A 22,059-nucleotide genomic window follows, 5' to 3' on the forward strand; every position below is an offset into this window, starting at 1 on the left:
GGGCCTTAAGCGTCGTCGTAGTCGGTGGCGTCGGCCGGGCCGTACTCAAAGCTCAGCAGGTCGCCGGGCTGGCACTGGAGCTCACGGCACAGGGCGTCGAGGGTCGAGAACCGCACCGCTCGCGCCTTGCCCGTTTTCAGGATCGACAGGTTGGCGATCGTCACGCCCACGCGGTCGGAGAGTTCGGTCAGCGACATCCGGCGCTCCAGGAGCACGCGGTCGAGATTCACGCGGACAGGCATGCGGCGGTCGCTCCGGTTCAGATCGTGAGTTCGGCTTCGCGGCGAAGGCGGGCGCCCTCGCGGAACACCTCGGCCAGGACGAACACCACCAGCACCGAGAACCAGGCGGTCAGGGTGAAGCTGTCGTCGATGATCTTGGCTTTCGGGGCCAGCCAGCGGGCCAGTCCCGAGAAGACATAGCGGCCGATCTCCAGCCCCCCCAGCACCAGGCCGATCAGGCGCAGGCGCACCACGTTGTCGGGATGGAAGGGGTCGCCGGCCGTCAGGGTGGCGAAGATCTTGCGCAGGCGCTCGACGATGATCATCCAGCCGCCCAGCAGCAGGGCGTAGGCGGCCAGGCCGCCGGCCATCAGCGCGCCATTGCGGCTGACGGCTTCGACGGCGTCGCTGATCGGCAACATCGAGGCGAGAAGTTCGGGATTGAAGCTGAACAGCAGGGCGACCAGCGTGAACAGCGACAACAGAACCACGAAGATCCAGAGCCCGACGTAGATGACGTCCAGGATGATCTTCAGGAAACTCGATACGGAGCCAGGCCCCAAGGCGCGCATGGCTGCTCCCCAACAGCGACGCTGAGCAAAATGCCCCGCATCGCGGGAGGCGTCAAAAACGGGCCTCTAAATCCCTGGAAACCTATGTCCCGCTTAGAGCGTCTGCACCACGAACGCGATCGCAGACACCGGAACAGCCACGATAAGGGCGGCGGTGATGACAGTCATGACGACTTTGTCGGCGATGCGGAACAGGCGGGCGGTGGACATCGTGTTTTCCAGTTTGAGAGACAGGTTTGGAGCCGTTTGGTGCGGCCCTTCGCCTAGGATCAACAGATAGGGGACGTTTCCGGTTCCGCCAATCTTGTTTATCGAGAAACGATATTAAACTCTGGTAATGATGCACACTGGTCCGCAGGCGTTGCGCTCAAGTCACAGTGGCGTGGGTGGCGATCATTGAGGTGCGCTTTGAAACGCGCTCGTACCAGGCCGAAAGGCCCGGTCGGCCAGACCGCCAGTCGCTAACCTGGCGCACGTCCTGGTAGGCCAGCTGCACCGCCACGGCGATCTCGCCGATCTCGAAACGGTCATGGGAGAGGTCGCCGTTCGCCAGGGCCGCCTCGAAAAGATCGAGGGCCGCGTTGACGGCGCGCAGCTGGCGCTCGAACAGGTCCGCCCGGTGCTCTTCCTTGGGCCGCATCCGTTCCCGGACGATCAGCACCGAGGCGTCGCCCATCCCGTCGGCGGCGCTTTCCAGGGTGAGGGCGCGGCGGCGGGCCGGCTGCGGCGGCGGGATCAGGCGCGGCTCGGCCAGGCCATCGACATAGTCGGCCACCACGCTGGAATCGAAGATCACCTCTCCATCTTCCAGGATCAGGGCCGGCACCTTGCAGAGCGGGTTCTGGGCCCGGAGGGTCTCGTCCGCGAACGGCGCGACGATCTCCAGGGCGAAGAGGTCCGAGAGCCCTTTTTCCAGGGCCAGGACGCGAACCTTGCGCGCAAACGGCGAAATAGCAGCGTAAAGAAGCCGCATCGGATTGTTTCCCCCTAAACGGGCCACCAGTGGAGTGACGAGATGGCGCTGAAGCTTGAAATGGGATCGAAGCTCGTGGCCGCCACCCACAATCCGGGCAAGGTGCCCGAGATCGCCGCCCTGCTGGACGGCCGCTTCGAGATCGTCACCGCCGGCCAGCTCGGCTTGCCCGAGCCGGACGAAACAGAACTGAGTTTCGTCGGCAACGCCCTGCTGAAGGCCCGCCACGCGGCCGATCTTTCCGGCCTGCCGGCCCTGGCCGACGACAGCGGCCTGTCGGTCAAGGCGCTGGACGGTTCGCCCGGGATCTATTCGGCGCGCTGGGCCGGTCCGACCAAGGACTTTGCCATGGCCATGAAGAAGGTCGAGGAGCGCCTGGATGAGACCGCCTCGGACGATCGCTCGGCCTGGTTCACCTCGGCCCTGGCCGTGGCCTGGCCGAACGGCCCGGCCGTGGTGGTCGAGGGCCGCGTCGACGGGACCCTTGTGTTCCCGGGCCGTGGGACGCGCGGCTTCGGTTACGACCCGATCTTCATGCCCGATGGCGAGAGCCTGACCTTCGGCGAAATGGAACCCACCGCCAAGGACGCCATGAGCCACCGCGCCCGCGCCTTCGCCAAGCTGAAGGCGGCGCTGTTTGACTGATCCGGCCAAGGCCAAGTTGGGCGTTTACGTCCACTGGCCGTACTGCGCGCGCATCTGCCCCTATTGCGACTTCAACGTCGTCCGTGACCGGGGCAAGACCGCCGAGCAGCAGGCCCTGGCCGACGCCATCGTCGCCGATCTGGAAGCCCAGCGCGCCCTGACCGGCGAACGTGAGCTCCTGTCGATCTTCTTCGGCGGCGGCACGCCCTCGCTGATGGACCCCGTGCAGGTGGCGCGGGTGATCGACACGGCCAAACGCCTGTGGTCACCCGCCGCCGACCTTGAGATCAGCCTCGAGGCCAACCCCACCGACGCGGAAGCCGACCGCTTCGCCGCTCTGGCCAACGCCGGTGTCCAGCGACTGTCCCTCGGCGTCCAGGCGCTGGACGACGAGTCCCTGAAGGCGCTGGGCCGCAACCACGACGCCGGCGCCGCGCGACGGGCCATCTCCGCGGCGACCAAGGCCTTCCCGCGCCTCTCCATCGACCTGATCTACGCCCGCCCCGGCCAGACTGACGCGGCCTGGCGCGCCGAGCTTTCCGAGGCCATCGCGCTCGGCCCCGAGCATGTCTCGCCCTACCAGCTGACCATCGAGCACGGCACCGCCTTCGACCGCGCGGTCGGACGTGGGACCCTGGTCGTCCCCGACGAGGACCTGGCCGCCACCCTGTTCGAGACCACGCAAGAGCTGCTGGAGGCCGCCGGCTTCGACGCCTACGAGGTCTCCAACCACGCCAAGGGCGCGGCCGCCCGCTCGCGGCACAATCTCGTCTACTGGCGCGGCGTCGACTATGTCGGCGTCGGCCCCGGCGCCCACGGCCGCCTCGCCCTGCCCGAAGGCCGCGCGGCGACGATCGCCCATCGCGCCATCAAGGACTATGTCGCCGCCGTCGCCGAAACCGGCCTCGGCTTCGAGCGCGAGATCCTCACGCCTGAAGAAGCCGCCGAGGAACGCCTGGTCCTTGGCCTGCGCATCGACGACGGCGTCAGCTTCGCCGAGATGGCCCCACTCGCCCTGACGCCTGACCTGCCCAAGGTCCGCGACCTGGTCGAGACCGGCCTGCTCGCGGACGACCGACAGCGCTTACGCGCCACCCGCGCGGGCCGTCTGGTGCTGGACCGGCTGACAGGCGCGCTCGCAACCTGATATGGGTTCGCCCCGACCGTCGAAGGACATCGCGCCTTGAGCCGCCAGCTTCCCCCGCCAGCCCTGTCCGACGCGCCGCTGGCGCCGGGCCTCTATCTGGTGGCGACGCCGATCGGCAACCTGCGCGACATCACCCTGCGGGCCCTCGACGTTCTGGCCGGCTGCGACGTGCTGCTGGCCGAGGACACGCGCGTCACCGGCAAGCTGCTGTCGGCCTACAGCATCAAGACCAAGCTGGAACGCCACGACGAGCACGTGGCCGAGCGCGCCATCCCTGGCATCCTGCAACGGCTCGAAGCCGGCGAGCGCGTGGCCCTGGTCTCGGACGCCGGCACGCCGATGGTCTCCGACCCCGGCTACCGCCTGGCCAAGGAGGCGATCGCCGCCGGCCATCCGGTCATCCCGATCCCCGGCGCTTCCGCCGCCCTCGCGGCGCTCACCCTGGCCGGCCTGCCGACCGACCGCTTCCTGTTCGCCGGCTTCCCGCCGCCCAAGAGCGCCGCGCGCCGGACCTTCTTCGAGGAGTTCGCCAACACCCGCGCCACCCTGATCTTCTACGAGGGCGCCTCGCGGGTCGACGACTGCCTAGCCGACATGGCCGCCGTGTTCGGCGGGACGCGCCAGGCGGCGGTGTGCCGCGAGCTGACCAAGCTCTACGAGACCTGCATCCGCGGCCCCCTCGCCGAGCTGGCGGTCGACCCGCGCTTCGAGGCCCCCAAGGGCGAGATCGTCATCCTGGTCGGTCCGGGCTCGGAAAAGGTCGCCACCGCCGACGACGCCGAGGCCGCCCTGCGCGAAGCCATGGCCCGCCTCCCCCTGGGCGAGGCGGCTTCGGAAGTCGCCAAGGCGCTGGGCCTCTCGCGCAAGGACCTCTACCGTCAGGCCCTGGCGCTGAAGGAGCAGGCCTGATGGTCTCCGGCGTCCGCCAAGCCCGAGGGACCCAAGCCCGCAAGGTCGGCCGACGCGCCGAGGTGATCGCCGCCCTATGGCTGATGGCCAAGGGCTACCGTATCCTGGGCTTCCGCCTGGCGACGCCGCTCGGCGAAATCGACCTCCTGGCGCAACGCGGGCGGACCTTGGCCGTTGTGGAGGTCAAGCAACGGACGACGATCGAGGACGCCCTGGACGCCGTGACGCCGACCCAGCGCGAGCGCCTGCGCCGCGCCGCCGCCCACCTCTCCGCGCACCGTGCCGGACTGCGCGATCTTCTCGTGCGCCTGGACCTGATCGCCCTGGCCCCCGGTCGCCCGCCGCGCCACCTCGCCGACGCCTGGACAGGAGCCTAGGATGACGCGGGACGAGGCCGAGGAGGTCCTGACGAAGGCCGGCGAGGGCCCCGACGAGGGCTTTCCCCTGTTCCAGGCCGCCCTGGCCTGCGCCGTCCACGACGATCCCAGCCGCGACACCAAGCCCGCCGTCGACCTGGCCAACGACGCCGTCGAGCGCCTGCGCCGCCGGGCCGAGGCCGAGTCGCCGGAGGAGGCCGTGGCCGAGACCCTGGCCGGCGACCTGCGCCTGACCGGCGACGTCATCACCTACGACCACCCCGACAACGCCGACGTCATCGCCATCGCCCACCGGCGCAAGGGCCTGCCGGTCGCGCTGGGCGTCTTCTACCTGCACGCCGCCCGCGAGGTCGGGCTGGACCTCTACGGCGTCGACTTCCCCGGCCACTTCCTGCTGCGCATCGAGACCGAGGAAGGCCCGCTGGCGCTGGACCCGTTCAGCGAGGGGCGGGTCGTCCTGCCCTCGGAGCTGTCGCGCCGCGCCCTGCGCACCGGCCTGATGCCCGACGTCGCCGCGCGGCTGGAACTCTTGATGGCGCCGATCCCCGACCGCGCCGTGCTGATCCGCCTGCAGAACAACATCTTCGCCCGCGCCCAGCAGGCCAAGGACTGGGTCCGCGCCGAGCGCTCGGCCCTGCGCCGCGCCCTGCTCAACCCCGCCGACCACCGCCCCTGGCTGGACGTCGCCGCCGCCCGCGAAGGCCAGGGCGCGTTGGCGGGCGCGCTGCAGGCGCTGTCCCGCGCGCAGGTCCTGGACGGCGGCGCGGCCATCGCGGCGCGCGCGGCGCGCGAGCGGATGCGGTTGAGACTGAACTGAAAGGCATGAAGAAGCCGAGCTCCGCGGGTTTCCTGCTGCTTGCTCTAGTGACGCTAACCGGCTGCGAGCATGAGGCCCCACCTTCAGTGAAGACAGAGCATGCGATCGTCGAGGCCCTATCGAAACGAGAAGGAACGCGCGTCGAGATCGTCGAAGTAACCCATGAGCAGCGACAGGGGCATGCCGTGAGTTGCGGCTTCTATCGACCCGTTCCTAAGACGCCGCCCCCGCCCAACGCTGTGATTGACGCAACCTACTTCGGCTGGATGGACGATCAGCTCGCCATGAAAATCGGCCCCGACTGGACCCCCGTCACGCATTGTTTGATCAAGCACTACAACGCGCCGCTACCCTGAAGTGGCGACCAAACACGCTCGCTCTCGCAATCCCCAGAAATCGGCTTAACTAAGCCGTCGCGCCAGACGCCCGAGAAAGACCCCAGGAGCTCCCATGTCGCTGCGAGTCGCCGTCCAGATGGATCCCGTCCTGGGGATCAACATCGACACCGACACGACCTTCCTGATGATGATGGAGGCGCAACAGCGCGGCCATAAGCTGTGGTTCTACACGCCCGACAAGCTCTCGCAGGAAGACGGCCGGGTGTTCGCCCGCGCTCAGTCGCTGGAGGTCTTCGCCGAGAAGGGCGCGCACGCCAAGCTGGGCGAGGTCCAAGTCATCGACATGAAGGACGACATCGACGTCGTCCTGATGCGCCAGGACCCGCCGTTCGACATGGCCTACATCACGGCCACCCACTTCCTGGACAAGATCCACCCCCACACCCTGGTCGTGAACAACCCGACCGAGGTGCGCAACGCGCCCGAGAAGCTGTTCGTCACCGACTTCCCGGGCGTGCAGCCGCCGACCCTGATCACCTCGGACCACGAGGCGATCTACGACTTCCGCGCCCGTCACGGCGATATCGTCCTGAAGCCCCTCTACGGCGGCGGCGGCTCGGGCGTGGCCCGTCTGCTGGCGGACGATCCCAATCTCGACGCGCTGCTGGAGCTGCACGCCATGATCGGCCGCGAGCAGGTCATCGCCCAGAAGTTCGTGCCGGCAGTCAGCAAGGGCGACAAGCGCGTCCTGCTGGTCGACGGCGAGCCGGTGGGCGCCATCAATCGCGTGCCGGCGACCGGTCAGGTCCGCTCCAATCTTCGCGTCGGCGGCCGCGCCGAAGCCGTGGAATTGACCGCGCGTGATCTGGAGCTCTGCAAGATCATCGGCCCCGAACTAAAGCGCCGTGGACTGATCTTTGTCGGCATTGACGTCATCGGCGAGTACCTGACCGAAATCAACGTCACGTCGCCGACCGGCGCTCAACAGCTCAAGCGATTTACCGGTATCAACGCCGCGGCCGTACTCTGGGATCGTATTGAGGACATTCGTCGCAACGGTGGGTAACTCTGCGTAAACACGAGCGTTTCCCGAAACGTTCGTTTTTCGTTCTTGCTCTATTTCGCAAGCTATGCTGTGCCTTGTGGATAAATACATACATCCATGAGGCTTATATGGCCGCCAAGGTCGTCACGGTTGCGTTCGAGGGCGTCGAGGCCCGTCGCGTCGATGTCGAGGTGCAGCTGACGACCGGTCAGCATGTCTTCGTCGTGGTCGGCCTGGCCGACAAGGCGGTGGCCGAAAGTCGCGAGCGGGTGCGCGGCGCCTTCGCCGGTCTCGGCCTCTCGCTGCCAGGCAAGCGCATCGTCGCCAATCTCGCGCCGGCCGACATGCCCAAGGAAGGCACCCACTTCGACCTGCCCATCGCCCTGGCGGTGATGGCGGCGCTAGGCGTCATCCCGCTGGACGCCCTCGACGGCTGGGCGGCCATGGGCGAGCTCTCGCTGGACGGCCGCATCGTCCCGGCGGCGGGCGCCCTGCCGGCGGCGATGGCGGCGGGGGCCATGGGCCTTGGCCTGATCTGTCCCGAGGCGTCCGGTCCCGAGGCGGCCTGGGCGGGCGACACCCGCATCCTGGCCCCGCGTTCGCTGGTCTCGCTGATCAACCACTTCCGAGGCGCCCAGATCCTGTCGGCGCCGACGCCCGGTCCCATCGTCGAGGGCGAGCGGCCCAAGGACCTGCGCGACGTGAAGGGTCAGGAGCACGCCAAGCGCGCCCTGGAGATCGCCGCGGCCGGCGGCCACAACCTGCTGTTCGTCGGCCCGCCCGGCTCGGGCAAGTCGATGCTGGCCCAGCGCCTGCCAGGCCTCTTGCCGCCCCTGACCTCGACCGAGCTGCTGGAGACCTCGATGGTCCATTCGGTGGCGGGGCTTATCGCCCGTGGCGCGCTGACCCGCGCGCGGCCGTTCCGCGCGCCCCACCACAGCGCCAGCATGGCCGCCCTGACCGGCGGCGGCCATCGCGCCAAGCCGGGCGAGGTGTCGCTGGCCCACAATGGCGTCCTGTTTCTCGACGAGCTGCCCGAGTTCGGCGTCCAGGCCCTGGACAGCCTGCGCGGCCCGCTGGAGACCGCTGAGGTGATGGTCGCCCGCGCCAACGCCCACATCCGCTATCCGGCCAAGGTGCAACTGGTGGCGGCCATGAACCCCTGCCGCTGCGGCCATGGCGGGGCCGGGCGCGGCGCGTGCGGCAAGGCTCCGCGCTGCCAGAAGGACTACCAGGGCCGCGTCTCGGGCCCGCTGATGGACCGCATCGATCTTGCCGTCGACATGCCCGCCGTCACCGCCGCCGACCTGGCCCTGCCGCCGCCGGTCGAGGGCACCGCCGAGGTCGCCGCCCGCGTGGCCCGAGCGCGCGCCCTGCAGCTGGATCGCGCCGAGGAACACGGCATGGCCGACGGCCTCAACGGCCGCGCCGAAGGCGCCTTCCTGGAGGCCATCGCCGCCCTGGACCAGCCCGGCCGCGAACTCCTCACCCGCGCCGCCGAGGCCGGCCGGATCAGCGCCCGAGGCTGGACCCGCGTGCTGCGCCTCTCGCGCACCATCGCCGACCTGGAAGGAACCGACAGCGTCCGCCGCGTCCACGTGGCCGAGGCGTTGGCCCATCGGCGGACGACGACGCCGGGCGAGGAAAGCTTGCTTCCGATCGGTCCCGCTTGACCCTCCATTAAGCCGCGCCGGGTAACCTTGATCTCCATGAGCGATCAGAAAAGCGGCGTCACGCCCGAGCAGCTGGCCACCCTGAGCCACGAGTTCCGCACCCCGCTGAACGGCGTGCTGGGCATGGCGCGGCTCCTGGAAAACACCAAGCTGACGGCCGAGCAGCGGTCCTACGTCACCGCCCTACGCGAAAGCGGCGACCACCTGCTGTCGCTGGTCAACGACGTCCTGCACTTCGCCCGCCTGGGCGCGGCCTCGATCGAGCTGTCCCTGGCCCCGGTCGACATCGAAGGCCTGCTGCGCCAGGTCGCCGAACTGATGAGCCCGCGCGCCCACGAGAAGGGCGTCGAGATCGCCTGGGCCCTGCCCGCCGCCCTGCCGACCATCCGCGCCGACGAAGGCCGCCTGCGCCAGATCCTGCTGAACTTCGCCGGCAACGCCGTGAAGTTCACCGAGGCCGGCGGCGTCCTGCTCTCGGCGACGACCACCGGTGAAGGCCGCATCCGCTTCACGGTCACCGACACCGGCCCCGGCGTCCCGCCCGAGGCCCGCGCCCGCATCTTCGAGGCCTTCGTCCAGACCGACATCACCCACAACACCCAGCTGGGCGGCGCGGGCCTGGGCCTGGCCATCGTCTCCACCCTGACCAAGGCCATGAACGGCGAGGTCGGGGTCGGCGGCGAGCCGGGCCAGGGCGCCGAGTTCTGGTTCGAAGCGCCCTTTGAGCTGGCCGCTCCCGCCGTCCGAGCCGCCCCTCTCGAGGGCCGCACCGTCGCCATCGCCTCGCCCAACGCCATCGTCCGCGCCGCCACCGTGCGTCAGATCGAGGCCGCCGGCGGCCGCGCCTATGCCGCCGTCGACGTCGCCTCGGCCCTGTCGGGCGCGCCGGCCGACGCCGTGCTGCTGATCGACGCCGCCCTCTCGGGTCCGCGCGGCTTCAAGCCCCCTGCCGGCCGCCAGGCCGTGGTGCTGCTGACGCCGGAGCAACGCGACCGGATCGACAAGCTCAAGGCCGCCGGCTTCTCGGGCTATCTGATCAAGCCCCTGCGCGCGGCCTCGATGGTCGCCCAGGTGCTGCAGGCCGGCCCCGCCAGAAATGAAGAAGGGGCCGCCCCGGCCGAAACGCCGGTCCACGACGACCGCATCGCCGGGGCCGTGGCGCGCGGCGTCCGCGTGCTGCTGGCCGAGGACAATCCGATTAACGCCCTGCTGGCCCGCACCCTACTGGAACGCGAAGGCTGCAAGGTCGACCGCGTGGCCGATGGCGAGCAGGCCGTGGCCGCCGCTTCCGCTGGAGCGTACGACCTGATCCTGATGGACCTGCGCATGCCGGGCCTCTCGGGCGTCGAAGCCGCCAAGGCCTTGCGCGCCAAGGGCGTGGCCTCACCCATCGCCGCCCTGACCGCCGACGCCTTCGACGAGGACAAGCGCGCTTGCCTGGCCGCCGGCATGGACGACTTCCTCGTCAAGCCCCTGACCCAGGAAGCCCTGCGCGACGCCCTGACCCGCTGGACCACCACGGGCGCCCATGGAGGGATTTCCGGCGGCGTCTCGCGCGGCTGGACGAAAACCGCGACGCGAGCCAAGGTCGCCAGCTAATCCGGGGCTGCATCCCCGGGCAGGGGGATCGCCACATGACCGAAGACGCCAAGGCCGACGCCGCGCCCGAGAAGAAGAGCCTGCTTGCGACCCTCGCCTTCTTCGGTGAGCGGCGCAGCCTGGTGATGCTGGGCCTGGGCTTCGCCTCGGGCCTGCCGTTCATGCTGATCTTCGACACCCTGTCGCTGTGGCTGCGCGATGCGGGCCTGTCGCTGTCAGTGATCGGCTTCTTCAGCCTGGCGACCCTGTCGTTCTCGTTCAAGTTCCTGTGGGCGCCGCTTATCGACCGGACCAAGGTGCCGATCCTGCATAGCCTGCTGGGCCATCGGCGCGCCTGGATGCTGGTCTGCCAGGCCGTGATCATGCTGGGCCTGGCGACGATCTCCGGACTGAACCCCGCCGCCAACCTGTGGCTGATGGCCGTGGTCGCGGTGATCACCGGCTTCGCCACCGCCACCCAGGACATCGTCATCGACGCCTGGCGGATCGAGGTGGTCGACACCGAGCGCCAGGGCCAGATGGCCGTGGCCGTGCAATGGGGTTATCGCGGCGCCATGATCGCGGCCGGCGCCGTGCCGCTGCTGCTGGCCGAGCGCTTCAACTGGAACATCTCGTACCTGGTCATGGCCGCCGCCATGATCGTCGGCGTGCTGGCCACTCTGTGGGCTCCCCGCGAGCAGGCTCACACGATCCGCGAGATCCACACCGACGGCGTCAACCAGGCCAAGCCGCTGGAAATCGGCGAGTGGCTGATCCGCCTGGCCATCCTGCTGGTCGGCGCCCTGCTGGTCGGTTCGGGCCTGTCGGGCGACGCCAGCCTGCTGTCCAAGTTCGCGGGCGGCGAGGCCCTCGAAGCGGCCTGGAAAGCCAAGCCCAACGGCGTCTGGCTGCAACTGGCCGGCGTGGTCACGGGCCTGCTCGTCGTCCTGGTCGCCGCCTGGCCGATCCCCAAGGTCCCGACCAAGCCGGGCGTCTATCTGTCGACCGCGCTGGGCTCGCCGCTGAAGGACTTCATGACCCGCTTCGCCGGCGTCGCCGGCCTGATCCTGGCGACCATCTGCGTCTACCGGGTCTCTGACTTCGTGCTGAACATCATGAACCCCTTCTACCGGGACATGGGTTTCACCCTGACCGAGATCGCCGAGATCCGGAAGGTGTTCGGCATCATCGCCTCAATGGCCGGGGTGTTCCTGGGGGGTGTGATCGTCGCCCGCTTCGGCCTGATGAAGGCCCTGGTCATCGGCGCCTTCGCCCAGCCGATCAGCAACCTGCTGTTCGCTCTCCTGGCCATGAGCGGCCACAACACCGGCATGCTGTTCGCCTCGATCTGCCTGGACAACATCGCCGGCGGCGTCGCGGGCACGGCGCTGATCGCCTACATGTCCAGCCTGACGACAGCGGGCTTCACCGCCACGCAGTACGCCCTCTTCTCATCGCTCTACGCCCTGCCCGGCAAGCTGGTGGCCTCGCAGTCGGGCCGCATCGTCGAGGCGTCGGCCCAGGCGGCCGAGCACGGCGGCGTCACCGCGCCCCTGAAGGCGCTCTTCAACCGCCTGCCGCCCGAGAGCTTCACCGCCGCCGGCGCCAAGCTGGGCGTCAGCGCCCAGGCTATGGCGGCCGGCTACACGGCCTTCTTCATCTACACGGCGCTGATCGGCGTGGTGGCGATCATCCTGTCGTTCGCGGTGATGGCGCGACAGGGCAAGTTCGAGGCGGCGAAGGCGGAAGCGGCGGCGGCGGCCTAGCCTAGACCGCCCCTGGCCCTCCCACCGGGAGGGCCTCAAACCGCCAGGCAAACCACCTGCGCTACCCGCAGGTCGCGTCGCAGCCCGTCGGCGACCCGGCCGTAATTCTCGGTGGTGATCGGCTCGGACGGCGGGAATTCCGACGCCGCCGGCCGGCGGCGGTTGCCCAGCACGGTCTTCAGGCTCTCGGGCGCGGTCGTGTAGATGCGGCCCCGACGCGGAGCCTCGGCCACCGTCACCCCGATCACCCGCCCGGCGCTGTCCAAGGCGGGCGCGCCCGAAAGCCCTGACAAGGTGCCCTTCAGGCTGTCGGTCCGCCCGACCTCGGCCCAGACCAGGACCGGCTCGGTGCGGGCGCCGCGCCCGTGGACGACCAGATTCTCGCGGCCCAGCAGGCGAGAGGCGGCCTCGCCCGGATGGCCCTGCGGGAAGCCCGGATGATAGGCCCGCGCGCCCCGGCGCAGGGGAATGTCCAGCCCCAGCTGCACGGCCGGCGCGCCGCCTTCGGTGGTCAGGATCGCGGCATCGGCACGGGGATCCACATGGATCTTGGCCGCCACGCCCCGCCCGTCGGCCACGACGATGGCGGCCTGCTTGCAGCCCTCGACCACGTGGCGCGCGGTCAGCCAGGTCCCGTCGTCGCCGACCGAGAAAGCCGTGCCGGAACCCGGCTCCGGCCTGTCGGGCACCTGGACCACGATCGACGGGTCGAACGGCGAGGACGGCCCCAACGGCAGCCCCTCCTCGCCCGGCACCGGCGGCGGGGGCGCGGGCGCGTCCGAGCGCTCCTGCCGGCCCACGGCGACGATCACCAGCGCGCTGACCGCCGCGGCATAGACCAGCCAGTCGGGAAGCTTGGGGAAATGCACGGGAGAGCCCCGCCCCTACGCGATCAGCCCGCCACCGCGGCGGCCAGGACCAGGGCGGTGGCCAGCTTGGCGCCGACCAGCAGGGCGGCGGCCGAGATCTCGCCATCCTGGATGCGCTCGGGCAGCCCCTTCAGCACCATGTCGGCGCCCCGGAACACCAAGAGCTGGACGGCCAGGGTCGCCGCGCCCCAGATGACGATCTCGATCACCGAGGTCGACGCCTTCAGCGACACCGACAGCGGAATGGCCAGGCCCACCATGACCCCGCCCAACGACAGGGCGGCGGCGGCGTTGCCCTCGCGGATCAGGGTGATCTCCTTGTGCGGCGTCATCAGCGCGTAGAGCGCCGTGCCCAGGATCAGCATGACCAGGGTGACGCTGGCGTGCAGCAGGGTGACCGGGAAGCCGGTGGCGAAGGCCTGGACTTCGGGCGACTGGAGCTGGGACGGCATGGACGCGGACTACCCTGGAAGATTGCGGCCCACTGACTAACACGGGTCGCCGAGTCTTGCGTAGAGGGCGCCCGCGCCAGGGGAGTCCGGGGCGACTTGTAGAAGCCCCCTATTTGTAAAAACCCTGGCGCAGGTTCAGGCCGTGCTCGACGAACACCTTCATGGCGCACAGCATGCCGGTCCAGCCCTCGCAATTGCCAAAGGCGGCCTTCTCGCCCGCCGGGGTGTCGCTCCAGCCGGCCTCGTGGATCTTCACCAGCGTGCGGCCATCGCCCGTGTCGGCGAAGGTCATGGTCACTTCGGTTTTATTCGTGGCGTTCGGCTCGGCCGAGCCCCAGCGCAGGACGATCTTCTCGTTCTGGACGACCTCGACCACCTCGACCGGGAAGGCGCCCGGGAAATCATGGAAATCCCAGGTGACCGTCGCGCCGGTCTCGAGCCGTCCCTGCGCGCCGCCGGTGGTGAAGTAGCCGGAGAGCTTCGCAGGGTCCGCGACGGCCTCGAAGACCTCGGCCACGGGCTTGGCGATGCGGCCACTGACGGTGAATTCGTGGGACATGGATCATCTCCATCCTTGCTGGCCCAAATCGTATGTTATAATCTTATAACATGTCAAACGAGGACGAAGCAGACCTGATCTTCAAGGCGCTGGGCCACCGGGTCCGGCGCGCGATGCTGGATCTGCTGAAGACAGAGTCGCTGACGACCGGCATGCTGTGCGCGCGGTTCGCCGAGCTCGATCGCTGCACCGTGATGCAGCATCTGGGCGTGTTGGAAGAGGCCGGTCTGGTCGTCGCCGAACGGCGCGGGCGCGAGCGGTGGAACCATCTCGACGCCCTGCCGGTGCACGCGATCCACGAACGCTGGATCGGGCCGTATGCGGCCTATGCGGCGGGGATGCTCAGCCGGCTGAAGAGGGCGGTTGAGGAAGAGGCTTAACGCCCTTCTCCCCAACAAACTCGTGTCATCCCGGCCGAAGCGAAGCGTTGAGCCGGGACCCAGGGGGTGACGAAACTCAGTGCGCGCCGCCCCTGGGTCCCGGACAAGCCCTGCGGGCTTTCCGGGATGACAAGAAATTGGGAGCCTTGAAGTCGAGGCGGCCCTAAGCCGCCTCGTCCTCGTCATCACCGAGCATCCCAGCCATCGCCGCCATCGACAGCTTGCGCAGCGCGCTCGCCCGGACCTTCTCGCTCTCGCTCTTCAGCTGGCCGCACGCCGCCAGGATATCGCGCCCACGCGGGGTGCGGATCGGCGAGGAGTAGCCGGCCTTGTTGAGGATCGCGGCGAAGGCCTCGATCGTCGACCAGTCCGAGCACAGATAGTCGCTGCCCGGCCACGGATTGAACGGGATCAGATTGACCTTGGCCGGGATGCCCTTGATCAGCTTGACCAGGGCGCGGGCCTCGTCGGGGCTGTCGTTGACGCCCTTCAGCATCACGTATTCGAACGTCACGCGGCGGGCGTTGCTGAGGCCCGGATAGGCGCGGATGCCGGCCATCAGCTCGGCGATCGGGTACTTCTTGTTCAGCGGCACCAACTCGTCGCGCAGGGTGTCATTGGTGGCGTGCAGGCTGATCGCCAGCATGGCCTGGGTCGTATTGCCCAGCTTTTCCAGCATCGGCACCACGCCCGAGGTCGAGACCGTGATCCGGCGACGCGAGATGCCGATGCCCTCGTTGTCGCTGATGATCTCGATGGCGTCGGCCACCTGGCCCAGATTGTACAGCGGCTCGCCCATGCCCATGAACACGATGTTCGAGAGAACGCGGTCTTCCTTGTCCGACGGCCATTCGGCCAGGTCATCCTTGGCCACCTGCACCTGGGCGACGATCTCGGCCGTGGTCAGGTTGCGGACCAGCGGCTGGGTGCCGGTGTGGCAGAAGCTGCAGTTCAGCGTGCAGCCGACCTGGCTGGACACGCACAAGGCGCCGGCGCGGCCGACGCCGGGTATGTAGACGCTCTCGACCTCGATGCCCGGGGCCATGCGGATCAGCCACTTGCGGGTGCCGTCCTTCGACACCTGGCGCTCGACGATCTCGGGACGATTGAGCGTGAAGGTCTCGGCAAGGCGCGCGCGGGTTTCCTTGGCGACGTCGCTCATCAGAGCGAAGTCGGTGACGCCGCGATGGTGCATCCAGCGGAAGATCTGGGTAGCGCGCATCTTGGCCTTGCCGTGCTCGACCACGCCGCTCTCGACCAGGGCCGCGACCAGCTGCGGGCGCGTGAGGCCCGAGAGGTTGACCATGGGTTTGGCGACGGGAGTTGCGGGCGCTGCGCCAGTGGAGACGCGCGACAGGTCGAGGGTGACGCTCAAGGGGGTGTCCGGATGCTCGGGGGTCGAGGCGGACATATAGCAGGTCCGGGGCGGTTTTCCAAAAGGACCGGCCCGCGACAAGCGGCCTCGCCCGGAGTTTACCCGCGGGCCGGCTACGCCGGACCCGTGGGACGGGCTCAGGTTGAGGCCTACTGGTAGGCCCCGACCTCAACCGAAAACCTCACCCTGAGCTCGTCGAAGGGCGGGGTTTTCGCACCCCTAAACCTTCCGGAACCGGCTCCCCTGGCTGGCCATCAAGGCCAACGCCCAGTCGTCCGGCACGATCTTGGTAATCGCGGCGATGGCCTTGTTCGGCGCGCCGGGGACGCAGATCGAGCGGTTGGCCTCGGCGGCCTCGTAGCCGGCGGCGGCGACCTCGTCTGCGCCCAGCCACATCCATTCGGGCACGCCCTGGCTGACCTGGGCCCGGGTGCCGTTGGCGTCGTGGAATTCCGAATAGGTGAAGCCCGGGCACAGGGCGCTGACATGGACGCCGGTCTGCAGGTTCTCCAGGTGCAGGCTCTGGGAGAACTTGACCAGGAAGCCCTTGGTCGCCGCGTACAGCGTATGGCCGGCCGAGCCGGGGACCAGGCCCGCCAGCGAGGCGACATTGACGATCCGGCCGAACTTGCGCTCGACCATGCCCGGCAGGACCTTGTGGGTCATGGCGCAGACCGAGGTCAGCATCAGCTGCAGGAACTTCGCCTGGTCGGCCCACGACGTGGAATCGTAGGTCCCGGGCAGGCCATAGCCGGCGTTGTTGACCAGGGCGTCGACGACGCGGCCCTGCTCGGTGATCGCGGCCAGGACGGTGTCGACGCCGGTCGGCTCGGCCAGGTCGGCGGGGATGGCGTAGGCCTCGACGCCCGAGCGCAGCTTGATCTCGGCGGCCAGGCCCTCAAGACGGTCGGCCCGGCGCGCGGTCAGGGCCACGTCATAGCCGTGGCTGGCGTAGATGCGGGCGGAGGCGGCCCCGATGCCGGCGGAGGCGCCGGTGATCAGGGCGAGACGGCGGGCCATGCTGGGGTGATCCGGAGAAAGACGAAACTTCGCCGGAGACGAGCACGGCCCGTGATTTGGTTCAAGCAGCCCTCGAAGAAGGGGGTGGAAGGGGCGCGCCGGAATGGCGTGGCGCGCCCCTTCCGCGGTCGCGGCTGGGAGGGAGACCTCCGCGACCTAGGGGACTTCAGGCGTCAGGCGGCCCCGTTAGGCGGCCTTGTCGAGCTGGGCGGCGGCGCTGGCGCCGACCGACCAGCGGACGGCGGCCTTGGCGACGCGCTCACCCAGCAGGCGGGCGGTTTCGCGGTCGCCGGCCGGCGGGCTGATCTCGGTCGAGGCGTTGTCCGACTGGGCCGCGACGCCGATGAACGAGCCGACGCGGTTCAGGGTGTCGGGACCACGCTCGGCGGCGGTCACGTTCGGCGGGGCGATGCCGAGGTTGATCCAGTTCATGCCGTGCTGGGCGGCCAGGATCGTCAGGCTGCCCAGGGCGTGGGCCTTGTCGCCGGCGAAGCTGTGCGAGTTGGTGAAGCCGGCGGCCAGCTTGTCCTTCCAGGCGCTGGTGAAGAACGCCGACGAGGTGGCGTCGGCGAACACTTTGAACACGCCCGAGACGTCGCCCATGTAGGTCGGCGCGCCGAAGATCACGGCGTCGGCCTGGGTGATCTGGTCGATCAGCGGGGCGAAATCCTGGGCGGCGCTCTCGATCTTCAGCAGCACGGGCGTCTGGCCGGCGTCACGGACGCCTTCGGCGACCTTCTGGGCCAGGACTTCGGTGTGGCCGTAGCCGGAGTGGTAGGCGATGGCGACGGTGGTCATTTTGAAATTCCCTCGTTTAGAAACTGGAACGGTAGCGATTACGTAATGCGCCGCGCGCCGGCCGCCAGAGGATCAGCAACAACGGTTGGTGCAATTTTTCTGCGGGCGGCTTTCAGCGCCGCTTAAGGCCGCACCTCGACGAACGGCGAAATGCCGAACGAACTTGCGACAACGTTGTCATTTCCTTATCTACAAGGAACTTTTGCAATGCAGCATGACGAACGGCGCACCGGCCTGTCGGCGCGCCGCGTCCGTGTTGCGCCGCGTGTGTGTGAGGCGCTGACATGACTACAGAGACCCGTGCGGTCCATCCTGCTCTCGTCCTGGCTGCCCTGGCCCTGGGCGGCTTCGCGATCGGCACGACCGAATTCGCCTCGATGAGCCTGCTGCCCTATTTCGCCAAGGACCTGGGCGTGGACGCCCCGACGGCCGGCCATGCGATCAGCGCGTATGCGCTGGGCGTGGTCGTGGGCGCGCCGGTGATCGCCGTGGCGGCCGCGCGCCTGCCGCGCCGGGTGATCCTGACTCTGCTGATGGCGGTGTTCGCGGTCGGCAACCTGCTATCGGCCTTCTCGCCGAGCTTCCAGTGGATGCTGGCCTTCCGCTTCTTCAGCGGTTTGCCGCACGGGGCCTATTTCGGCGTCGCCGCCCTGGTCGCCGCCTCCGTCTCGCCGCCGCACAAGCGGGCCCAGTCCGTGGCCATGGTGATGATCGGCCTGACGGTGGCGACCATCGTCGGCGTGCCGCTGGCCAACGTGGTCGGACAATGGATCGGCTGGCGCTGGGGCTTCGTGATCGTCGCCGTCCTGGCGGCCCTGACCGCACTCTCGGTCTGGCTCTACGCCCCTCAGGCGCCGGCCGACGCCAAGGCCAGCCCGCTGCGCGAGCTGTCGGCCCTGGCCAAGGGCCGGGTGTGGTTGACCCTGGCCATCGGCGCGATCGGCTTCGGCGGTCTGTTCTGCGTCTACACCTATCTGGCCAACACCCTGATCGAGGTCACCCACGCCTCGCCCGCCACCCTGCCGGTGGTGCTGGCGGTGTTCGGCGCCGGCATGACGGTGGGGACGCTCGCCTGCGCCTGGGCCGCCGACCGCGCCCTGATCCCGGCCATCGGCGCCATCCTGCTGTGGAGCGCCGGCGCCCTGGCGCTCTATCCGCTGGCGGTGGGCAGCCTGTGGACCCTGCTGCCGGTCGTGTTCCTGATCGGCTGCGGCGGCGGGCTTGGCTCAGCCCTTCAGACCCGGCTGATGGACGTGGCGGGCGAGGCCCAGACCCTGGCGGCGGCGCTGAACCACTCGGCGTTCAACTTCGCCAACGCCCTGGGCCCGTGGCTCGGCGGCCTGGCCATCGCGGCCGGCTACGGCTGGGCGTCGACGGGCTGGGTGGGCGTGGCCCTGGCGCTGGGCGGTTTCGCGATCTGGGTGGTGGCCGCCGTGGATGTGCGGATCGAGCGCCGGACCATGCTGGCCCCGGCGGAGTAGTCGCCAGCTAGCAGGCCGGGACGGCCTCGTGCGCCCCGTGCAGCAGGTCGGCCACGGTGATCTGCGCCAGCCGCTCGTGCGCGGCGCGGTCGGCGGCGTGGATGGCCGAGCGGACCGCGTCGGGGATCTTCTCGCCGACCGGGCAGCCCTTCACGCCCTTGGGCGCGACGCCCAGGTGGGCGCAGCCGTTGACGGCCTTCAGCACCGCGTCGAGCGTGATGGTGTCGGCCGGCTTCAGCAGCCAGGCCCCGCCATTGGCGCCGGCGCGCGCGCCGATCAGCCCCGCCTTGCCCAGCATGGCGGTGACGCGGCGGACCACGACCGGGTTGGTCGGCACAGAGGCCGCCAGTTCGGCGCTAGCCACCGCACGGTCGGCCGAAAAGGCCTCCTTGTGCGCCAGATAGGCCAGGGCATGCGCCGCAACGGGAAATTTCTGACTGTCCGACATCTCAACCGGGGAACGTAAGGACAACGTCCGTGCGTTCAACTGAAAACTGTTTCATGCTCGAAACGAGCGTTGTCCCCTTGTCCATACGCACGCGGACGTCGGGGGATGATTGAACACGTCGCGGATTGGGTGTATCGCGCCGCGCTTGATCGATATGGGTCGCCCGACAGCGTTTTGCGAGGGGCCCCCGGAGGGATTGAATGGCTTCCGAGGCCTCCGGCGCTTCCAGCACCGATTGCGCGCCCGCTTCTACCGACATTCCGCAGCAGGACGGAGCCCCCTCGAACGGGCATGGCAATGGCCATGACTCCAAGGGACACGGCTTCTTCGCCCTGGCGCTGGGATCGATCGGCGTCGTGTTCGGCGACATCGGCACCAGCCCGCTCTACGCCCTGCGCGAAGCGCTGAGTCACGCCCGCTCGTCGGCCTCGACCGAGCATGCGGTGCTGGGCGTGGTGTCGCTGGTCCTGTGGACCATGACCCTGTTCGTGACGATCAAGTACGTGATCTTCTTCATGCGGGCCGACAACAAGGGCGAGGGCGGGACCCTGGCCCTGATGGCCCTGGCCCAAAAGGCGCTGGGCGGCATCGGCCGCAAGCGCTCGGTGGCCGTGTTCTTCCTCGGCGTGGTCGGGGCGGCCCTGTTCTACGGCGACGGCATCATCACGCCGGCCATCTCGGTTCTGTCGGCGGTGGAAGGCCTGAAGGACGCCCCCGGCCTGGGCCACACCCTGTCGCCCTATATCGTGCCGATCTCGGCCGGCATCCTGATCGCCCTGTTCGCGGTCCAGTCTCGCGGCACCCACAAGATGGCCTCGCTGTTCGGACCCTTCACGGCGGTGTGGTTCCTGATCCTGGGGGCGCTGGGCGCCTTCCACCTGACCGACGACCTGTCGATCTTCCGCGCCTTCATGCCCTGGTACGGCATCCGCTTCCTGCTGGAGAACGGCTTCGTCGGCTTCGTCATCCTGGGCAGCGTGTTCCTGGTCGTGACCGGGGCCGAGGCGCTCTATGCCGACATGGGCCACTTCGGTAAGCGCCCGATCCAGGCCTCGTGGCTGTGCCTCGTCTTCCCCTGCCTGGCGCTCAACTATCTGGGCCAGGGCGCCATGGTGCTGGCCAACCCAGCCGCCGGCCGCAACCCGTTCTGGGAGATGGTCCCGAGCTTCGCGTATTGGCCCGTGCTGCTGATGGCCACCGTCGCCACCGTCATCGCCAGCCAGGCCGTGATCACCGGCGCCTTCTCCATGACCCAGCAGGCCGTGCAGTTGGGCCTGCTGCCGCGCATCGAGATCAAGCGCACGTCCGAGACCCAGGCCGGCCAGATCTTCGTGCCCGCCGTGAACCAGTTCCTGCTGATCGGCGTGCTGGTGCTGCTGTTCGCGTTCCAGAGCTCGCACAAGCTGGCCAGCGCCTACGGCATCGCCGTCACCGGCGCGATGTTCGTCGACACCCTGCTGGCCTATGTCGTCATCCGCCGCGTGTGGAAGTGGCCGCTGTGGCAGACGGGCCTGCTGCTGATCCCGCTGGTGGCGCTGGACGTGGTGTTCATCGCCTCGAACATGCTGAAGATCCCCGACGGCGCCTGGCTGCCGCTGGTGTTCGGCGGCGTGCTGGTGCTGATCATGTGGACCTGGACCCGCGGCGCCAACATCCTGACGGCCAAGACCCGCCGCGACAGCGTGCCCCTGGTCGACCTGATGGAGATCCTGCGCGCCCGCGCTCCGCACCGCGCGCCCGGCACGGCGATCTTCCTGACCTCGGACCCGGACATGACGCCGGTGGCCCTGATGCACAACCTCAAGCACAACAAGGTTCTGCACGAGCGCAACGTCATCCTGACGGTCCGCACGACCGAGACGCCGCGCGTCGCCGAGGACGACCGGGTCAAGATCGAGAAGGTCAACGACGACTTCAAGAAGGTCATCGTCAACTACGGCTTCATGGAAAGCCCGAACATCCCCAAGGCCCTGGCGGTCTGCCGCAAGCAGGGGCTGAAGTTCGACATCATGGCCACAAGCTTCTTCCTCGGCCGCCGCTCGATCGTGCCGTCGGCCAACAGCGGCATGCCGCTGTGGCAGGACCGCCTGTTCATCTACCTGATGAAGAACGCCGCCAATCCGACGGACTTCTTCAAGATCCCGCCCGGCCGCGTGGTCGAGCTGGGCGCGCAGGTGACGGTCTAAGCCATGGAAACAACCCTGCGCGTGCTGGGCGACGGCCTCTCGATCGCCGTCCTCGCCATCATCGCCGCCACCGCCCAGGGCGCGTGGAAGCGGATCGGCAAGGACGTGAAAATCCCGATGCAATGGGGTCGCGACGGCAAGCCGACCTGGCGCGCGGGCAAGCCGCTGGGCCTGCTGTTCATCCCCGTCGCCTCGACCGTCATGCTGCTGGCGTTCACCGGCACGCAGTTGACGTTCCGGGTCACCGGCGTGGACGCGATCATCGTCTTCCTGGTCCGCGCCACGCTCGGCGCCAGCCTGGCCCTGAGCCAGCTCTTCCACCTGCGGTTCGTCATGAAGACGTTGCAGGACGAAGGTCAGCTGTAAGCGCGCCTATTAACGCTTGACCCGCGCGTTCTTTCGCCGTTGAAGGCGCGCGACTTTGTGTTTC

General features: G+C 68.9%; 25 protein-coding genes. 14 read left to right on the top strand and 11 right to left on the bottom strand.

Annotation, left to right across the window (positions count from 1 at the left end; genetic code table 11):
* Positions 1–5: 5 nt before the first annotated feature.
* The 4 genes from AC07NN_RS17275 to AC07NN_RS17290 all read right to left on the bottom strand — a co-directional run bounded on the left by AC07NN_RS17275 (position 6) and on the right by AC07NN_RS17290 (position 1,766).
* Positions 6–242, bottom strand: a complete 237-nt coding sequence (locus AC07NN_RS17275) for a helix-turn-helix domain-containing protein (RefSeq protein WP_494643512.1) — start codon at positions 240–242, stop codon at positions 6–8.
* A gap of 17 nt (positions 243–259) precedes the next feature.
* Complete coding sequence (locus tag AC07NN_RS17280) at positions 260–793, bottom strand: DUF2975 domain-containing protein (protein ID WP_494643514.1); 534 nt, start codon at positions 791–793, stop codon at positions 260–262.
* 93 nt (positions 794–886) lie between these two features.
* On the bottom strand, positions 887–1,003 hold the full coding sequence (locus AC07NN_RS17285; RefSeq protein ID WP_494643517.1) for a hypothetical protein: 117 nt from the start codon (positions 1,001–1,003) through the stop codon (positions 887–889).
* Between the two features lie 157 nt (positions 1,004–1,160).
* On the bottom strand, positions 1,161–1,766 hold the full coding sequence (locus tag AC07NN_RS17290; protein ID WP_494643520.1) for a glutathione S-transferase N-terminal domain-containing protein: 606 nt from the start codon (positions 1,764–1,766) through the stop codon (positions 1,161–1,163).
* A gap of 42 nt (positions 1,767–1,808) precedes the next feature.
* Here AC07NN_RS17290 and rdgB point away from each other — a divergent pair, with 42 nt between their 5' ends.
* The 10 genes from rdgB (at position 1,809) to AC07NN_RS17340 (ending at position 12,061) form a co-directional block, all read left to right on the top strand.
* Positions 1,809–2,411: an RdgB/HAM1 family non-canonical purine NTP pyrophosphatase gene (rdgB, locus tag AC07NN_RS17295; protein WP_494643523.1), complete on the top strand. Its 603-nt coding sequence runs from the start codon at positions 1,809–1,811 to the stop codon at positions 2,409–2,411.
* Complete coding sequence (gene hemW, locus AC07NN_RS17300; protein WP_494643525.1) at positions 2,404–3,558, top strand: radical SAM family heme chaperone HemW; 1,155 nt, start codon at positions 2,404–2,406, stop codon at positions 3,556–3,558. The genes rdgB and hemW overlap by 8 nt, the downstream gene beginning before the upstream one ends.
* A gap of 36 nt (positions 3,559–3,594) precedes the next feature.
* A complete protein-coding gene (gene rsmI / locus AC07NN_RS17305; protein WP_494643528.1) occupies positions 3,595–4,467 on the top strand; it encodes a 16S rRNA (cytidine(1402)-2'-O)-methyltransferase in 873 nt (290 codons plus the stop codon).
* Positions 4,467–4,844, top strand: coding sequence for a YraN family protein (locus AC07NN_RS17310; RefSeq protein WP_494643530.1), 378 nt, complete (start codon positions 4,467–4,469; stop codon positions 4,842–4,844). Before rsmI ends, AC07NN_RS17310 begins: the two co-directional genes overlap by 1 nt.
* 1 nt (position 4,845) lies before the next feature.
* Positions 4,846–5,661 (top strand): SirB1 family protein, encoded by an 816-nt coding sequence (locus tag AC07NN_RS17315; protein ID WP_494643533.1) that lies wholly within the window; start codon positions 4,846–4,848, stop codon positions 5,659–5,661.
* A gap of 5 nt (positions 5,662–5,666) precedes the next feature.
* Positions 5,667–6,017: a hypothetical protein gene (locus AC07NN_RS17320; RefSeq protein ID WP_494643535.1), complete on the top strand. Its 351-nt coding sequence runs from the start codon at positions 5,667–5,669 to the stop codon at positions 6,015–6,017.
* A 94-nt stretch (positions 6,018–6,111) separates the two neighbouring features.
* Positions 6,112–7,065 carry a glutathione synthase gene (gshB, locus tag AC07NN_RS17325; protein ID WP_494643538.1) on the top strand — a complete coding sequence of 318 codons (954 nt, stop codon included), beginning with the start codon at positions 6,112–6,114 and terminating at the stop codon, positions 7,063–7,065.
* A gap of 107 nt (positions 7,066–7,172) precedes the next feature.
* Positions 7,173–8,717 (top strand): YifB family Mg chelatase-like AAA ATPase, encoded by a 1,545-nt coding sequence (locus AC07NN_RS17330; RefSeq protein WP_494643541.1) that lies wholly within the window; start codon positions 7,173–7,175, stop codon positions 8,715–8,717.
* A 36-nt stretch (positions 8,718–8,753) separates the two neighbouring features.
* On the top strand, positions 8,754–10,316 hold the full coding sequence (locus AC07NN_RS17335; protein ID WP_494643543.1) for a response regulator: 1,563 nt from the start codon (positions 8,754–8,756) through the stop codon (positions 10,314–10,316).
* Positions 10,317–10,351: 35 nt separating this feature from the next.
* Positions 10,352–12,061: an AmpG family muropeptide MFS transporter gene (locus AC07NN_RS17340; protein WP_494643547.1), complete on the top strand. Its 1,710-nt coding sequence runs from the start codon at positions 10,352–10,354 to the stop codon at positions 12,059–12,061.
* A gap of 35 nt (positions 12,062–12,096) precedes the next feature.
* Here AC07NN_RS17340 and AC07NN_RS17345 read toward each other — a convergent pair whose 3' ends face one another.
* The 3 genes from AC07NN_RS17345 to AC07NN_RS17355 form a co-directional block, all read right to left on the bottom strand.
* Positions 12,097–12,930 carry a S1 family peptidase gene (locus tag AC07NN_RS17345; RefSeq protein ID WP_494643550.1) on the bottom strand — a complete coding sequence of 278 codons (834 nt, stop codon included), beginning with the start codon at positions 12,928–12,930 and terminating at the stop codon, positions 12,097–12,099.
* Positions 12,931–12,953: 23 nt separating this feature from the next.
* Entirely contained in the window at positions 12,954–13,382 is a 429-nt protein-coding gene (locus AC07NN_RS17350; protein WP_494643555.1) for a DUF350 domain-containing protein, read from the bottom strand.
* A 109-nt stretch (positions 13,383–13,491) separates the two neighbouring features.
* On the bottom strand, positions 13,492–13,941 hold the full coding sequence (locus AC07NN_RS17355; protein WP_494643557.1) for an SRPBCC domain-containing protein: 450 nt from the start codon (positions 13,939–13,941) through the stop codon (positions 13,492–13,494).
* Between the two features lie 50 nt (positions 13,942–13,991).
* Between AC07NN_RS17355 and AC07NN_RS17360 the strand changes: the two genes are divergently transcribed.
* A complete protein-coding gene (locus AC07NN_RS17360; protein ID WP_494643560.1) occupies positions 13,992–14,321 on the top strand; it encodes an ArsR/SmtB family transcription factor in 330 nt (109 codons plus the stop codon).
* Between the two features lie 163 nt (positions 14,322–14,484).
* Here the strand turns inward: AC07NN_RS17360 and rlmN are convergent, their stop codons facing one another.
* The 3 genes from rlmN to AC07NN_RS17375 form a co-directional block, all read right to left on the bottom strand.
* Positions 14,485–15,696 (bottom strand): dual-specificity RNA methyltransferase RlmN, encoded by a 1,212-nt coding sequence (gene rlmN, locus AC07NN_RS17365; protein WP_494644030.1) that lies wholly within the window; start codon positions 15,694–15,696, stop codon positions 14,485–14,487.
* A 219-nt stretch (positions 15,697–15,915) separates the two neighbouring features.
* Positions 15,916–16,716, bottom strand: a complete 801-nt coding sequence (locus tag AC07NN_RS17370; RefSeq protein WP_494643563.1) for an SDR family NAD(P)-dependent oxidoreductase — start codon at positions 16,714–16,716, stop codon at positions 15,916–15,918.
* Between the two features lie 186 nt (positions 16,717–16,902).
* Entirely contained in the window at positions 16,903–17,514 is a 612-nt protein-coding gene (locus AC07NN_RS17375; RefSeq protein WP_494643567.1) for a flavodoxin family protein, read from the bottom strand.
* Between the two features lie 284 nt (positions 17,515–17,798).
* Between AC07NN_RS17375 and AC07NN_RS17380 the strand changes: the two genes are divergently transcribed.
* Positions 17,799–18,995: an MFS transporter gene (locus AC07NN_RS17380; protein ID WP_494643574.1), complete on the top strand. Its 1,197-nt coding sequence runs from the start codon at positions 17,799–17,801 to the stop codon at positions 18,993–18,995.
* 7 nt (positions 18,996–19,002) lie between these two features.
* Here AC07NN_RS17380 and AC07NN_RS17385 read toward each other — a convergent pair whose 3' ends face one another.
* A complete protein-coding gene (locus AC07NN_RS17385) occupies positions 19,003–19,443 on the bottom strand; it encodes an Rrf2 family transcriptional regulator (protein WP_494643576.1) in 441 nt (146 codons plus the stop codon).
* A gap of 200 nt (positions 19,444–19,643) precedes the next feature.
* Here AC07NN_RS17385 and AC07NN_RS17390 point away from each other — a divergent pair, with 200 nt between their 5' ends.
* Together AC07NN_RS17390 and AC07NN_RS17395 are read left to right on the top strand one after the other, a co-directional pair.
* Positions 19,644–21,629, top strand: a complete 1,986-nt coding sequence (locus AC07NN_RS17390) for a potassium transporter Kup (protein WP_494643578.1) — start codon at positions 19,644–19,646, stop codon at positions 21,627–21,629.
* A 3-nt stretch (positions 21,630–21,632) separates the two neighbouring features.
* Positions 21,633–21,995, top strand: a complete 363-nt coding sequence (locus AC07NN_RS17395) for a hypothetical protein (RefSeq protein WP_494643583.1) — start codon at positions 21,633–21,635, stop codon at positions 21,993–21,995.
* Positions 21,996–22,059: the final 64 nt, after the last annotated feature.

The organism is Caulobacter sp. GW821-FHT09H08 (assembly GCF_059415885.1).

Bases quoted from the DNA above. Each gene is read 5' to 3' on its own strand.
- AC07NN_RS17275 (WP_494643512.1), bottom strand. From the start codon at position 242: ATGCCTGTCCGCGTGAATCTCGACCGCGTGCTCCTGGAGCGCCGGATG.
- AC07NN_RS17280 (WP_494643514.1), bottom strand. From the start codon at position 793: ATGCGCGCCTTGGGGCCTGGCTCCGTATCGAGTTTCCTGAAGATCATC.
- AC07NN_RS17285 (WP_494643517.1), bottom strand. From the start codon at position 1,003: ATGTCCACCGCCCGCCTGTTCCGCATCGCCGACAAAGTCGTCATGACT.
- AC07NN_RS17290 (WP_494643520.1), bottom strand. From the start codon at position 1,766: ATGCGGCTTCTTTACGCTGCTATTTCGCCGTTTGCGCGCAAGGTTCGC.
- rdgB (WP_494643523.1), top strand. From the start codon at position 1,809: ATGGCGCTGAAGCTTGAAATGGGATCGAAGCTCGTGGCCGCCACCCAC.
- AC07NN_RS17310 (WP_494643530.1), top strand. From the start codon at position 4,467: ATGGTCTCCGGCGTCCGCCAAGCCCGAGGGACCCAAGCCCGCAAGGTC.
- AC07NN_RS17315 (WP_494643533.1), top strand. From the start codon at position 4,846: ATGACGCGGGACGAGGCCGAGGAGGTCCTGACGAAGGCCGGCGAGGGC.
- AC07NN_RS17320 (WP_494643535.1), top strand. From the start codon at position 5,667: ATGAAGAAGCCGAGCTCCGCGGGTTTCCTGCTGCTTGCTCTAGTGACG.
- gshB (WP_494643538.1), top strand. From the start codon at position 6,112: ATGTCGCTGCGAGTCGCCGTCCAGATGGATCCCGTCCTGGGGATCAAC.
- AC07NN_RS17330 (WP_494643541.1), top strand. From the start codon at position 7,173: ATGGCCGCCAAGGTCGTCACGGTTGCGTTCGAGGGCGTCGAGGCCCGT.
- AC07NN_RS17335 (WP_494643543.1), top strand. From the start codon at position 8,754: ATGAGCGATCAGAAAAGCGGCGTCACGCCCGAGCAGCTGGCCACCCTG.
- AC07NN_RS17340 (WP_494643547.1), top strand. From the start codon at position 10,352: ATGACCGAAGACGCCAAGGCCGACGCCGCGCCCGAGAAGAAGAGCCTG.
- AC07NN_RS17350 (WP_494643555.1), bottom strand. From the start codon at position 13,382: ATGCCGTCCCAGCTCCAGTCGCCCGAAGTCCAGGCCTTCGCCACCGGC.
- AC07NN_RS17355 (WP_494643557.1), bottom strand. From the start codon at position 13,941: ATGTCCCACGAATTCACCGTCAGTGGCCGCATCGCCAAGCCCGTGGCC.
- AC07NN_RS17360 (WP_494643560.1), top strand. From the start codon at position 13,992: ATGTCAAACGAGGACGAAGCAGACCTGATCTTCAAGGCGCTGGGCCAC.
- AC07NN_RS17370 (WP_494643563.1), bottom strand. From the start codon at position 16,716: ATGGCCCGCCGTCTCGCCCTGATCACCGGCGCCTCCGCCGGCATCGGG.
- AC07NN_RS17375 (WP_494643567.1), bottom strand. From the start codon at position 17,514: ATGACCACCGTCGCCATCGCCTACCACTCCGGCTACGGCCACACCGAA.
- AC07NN_RS17380 (WP_494643574.1), top strand. From the start codon at position 17,799: ATGACTACAGAGACCCGTGCGGTCCATCCTGCTCTCGTCCTGGCTGCC.
- AC07NN_RS17385 (WP_494643576.1), bottom strand. From the start codon at position 19,443: ATGTCGGACAGTCAGAAATTTCCCGTTGCGGCGCATGCCCTGGCCTAT.
- AC07NN_RS17390 (WP_494643578.1), top strand. From the start codon at position 19,644: ATGGCTTCCGAGGCCTCCGGCGCTTCCAGCACCGATTGCGCGCCCGCT.
- AC07NN_RS17395 (WP_494643583.1), top strand. From the start codon at position 21,633: ATGGAAACAACCCTGCGCGTGCTGGGCGACGGCCTCTCGATCGCCGTC.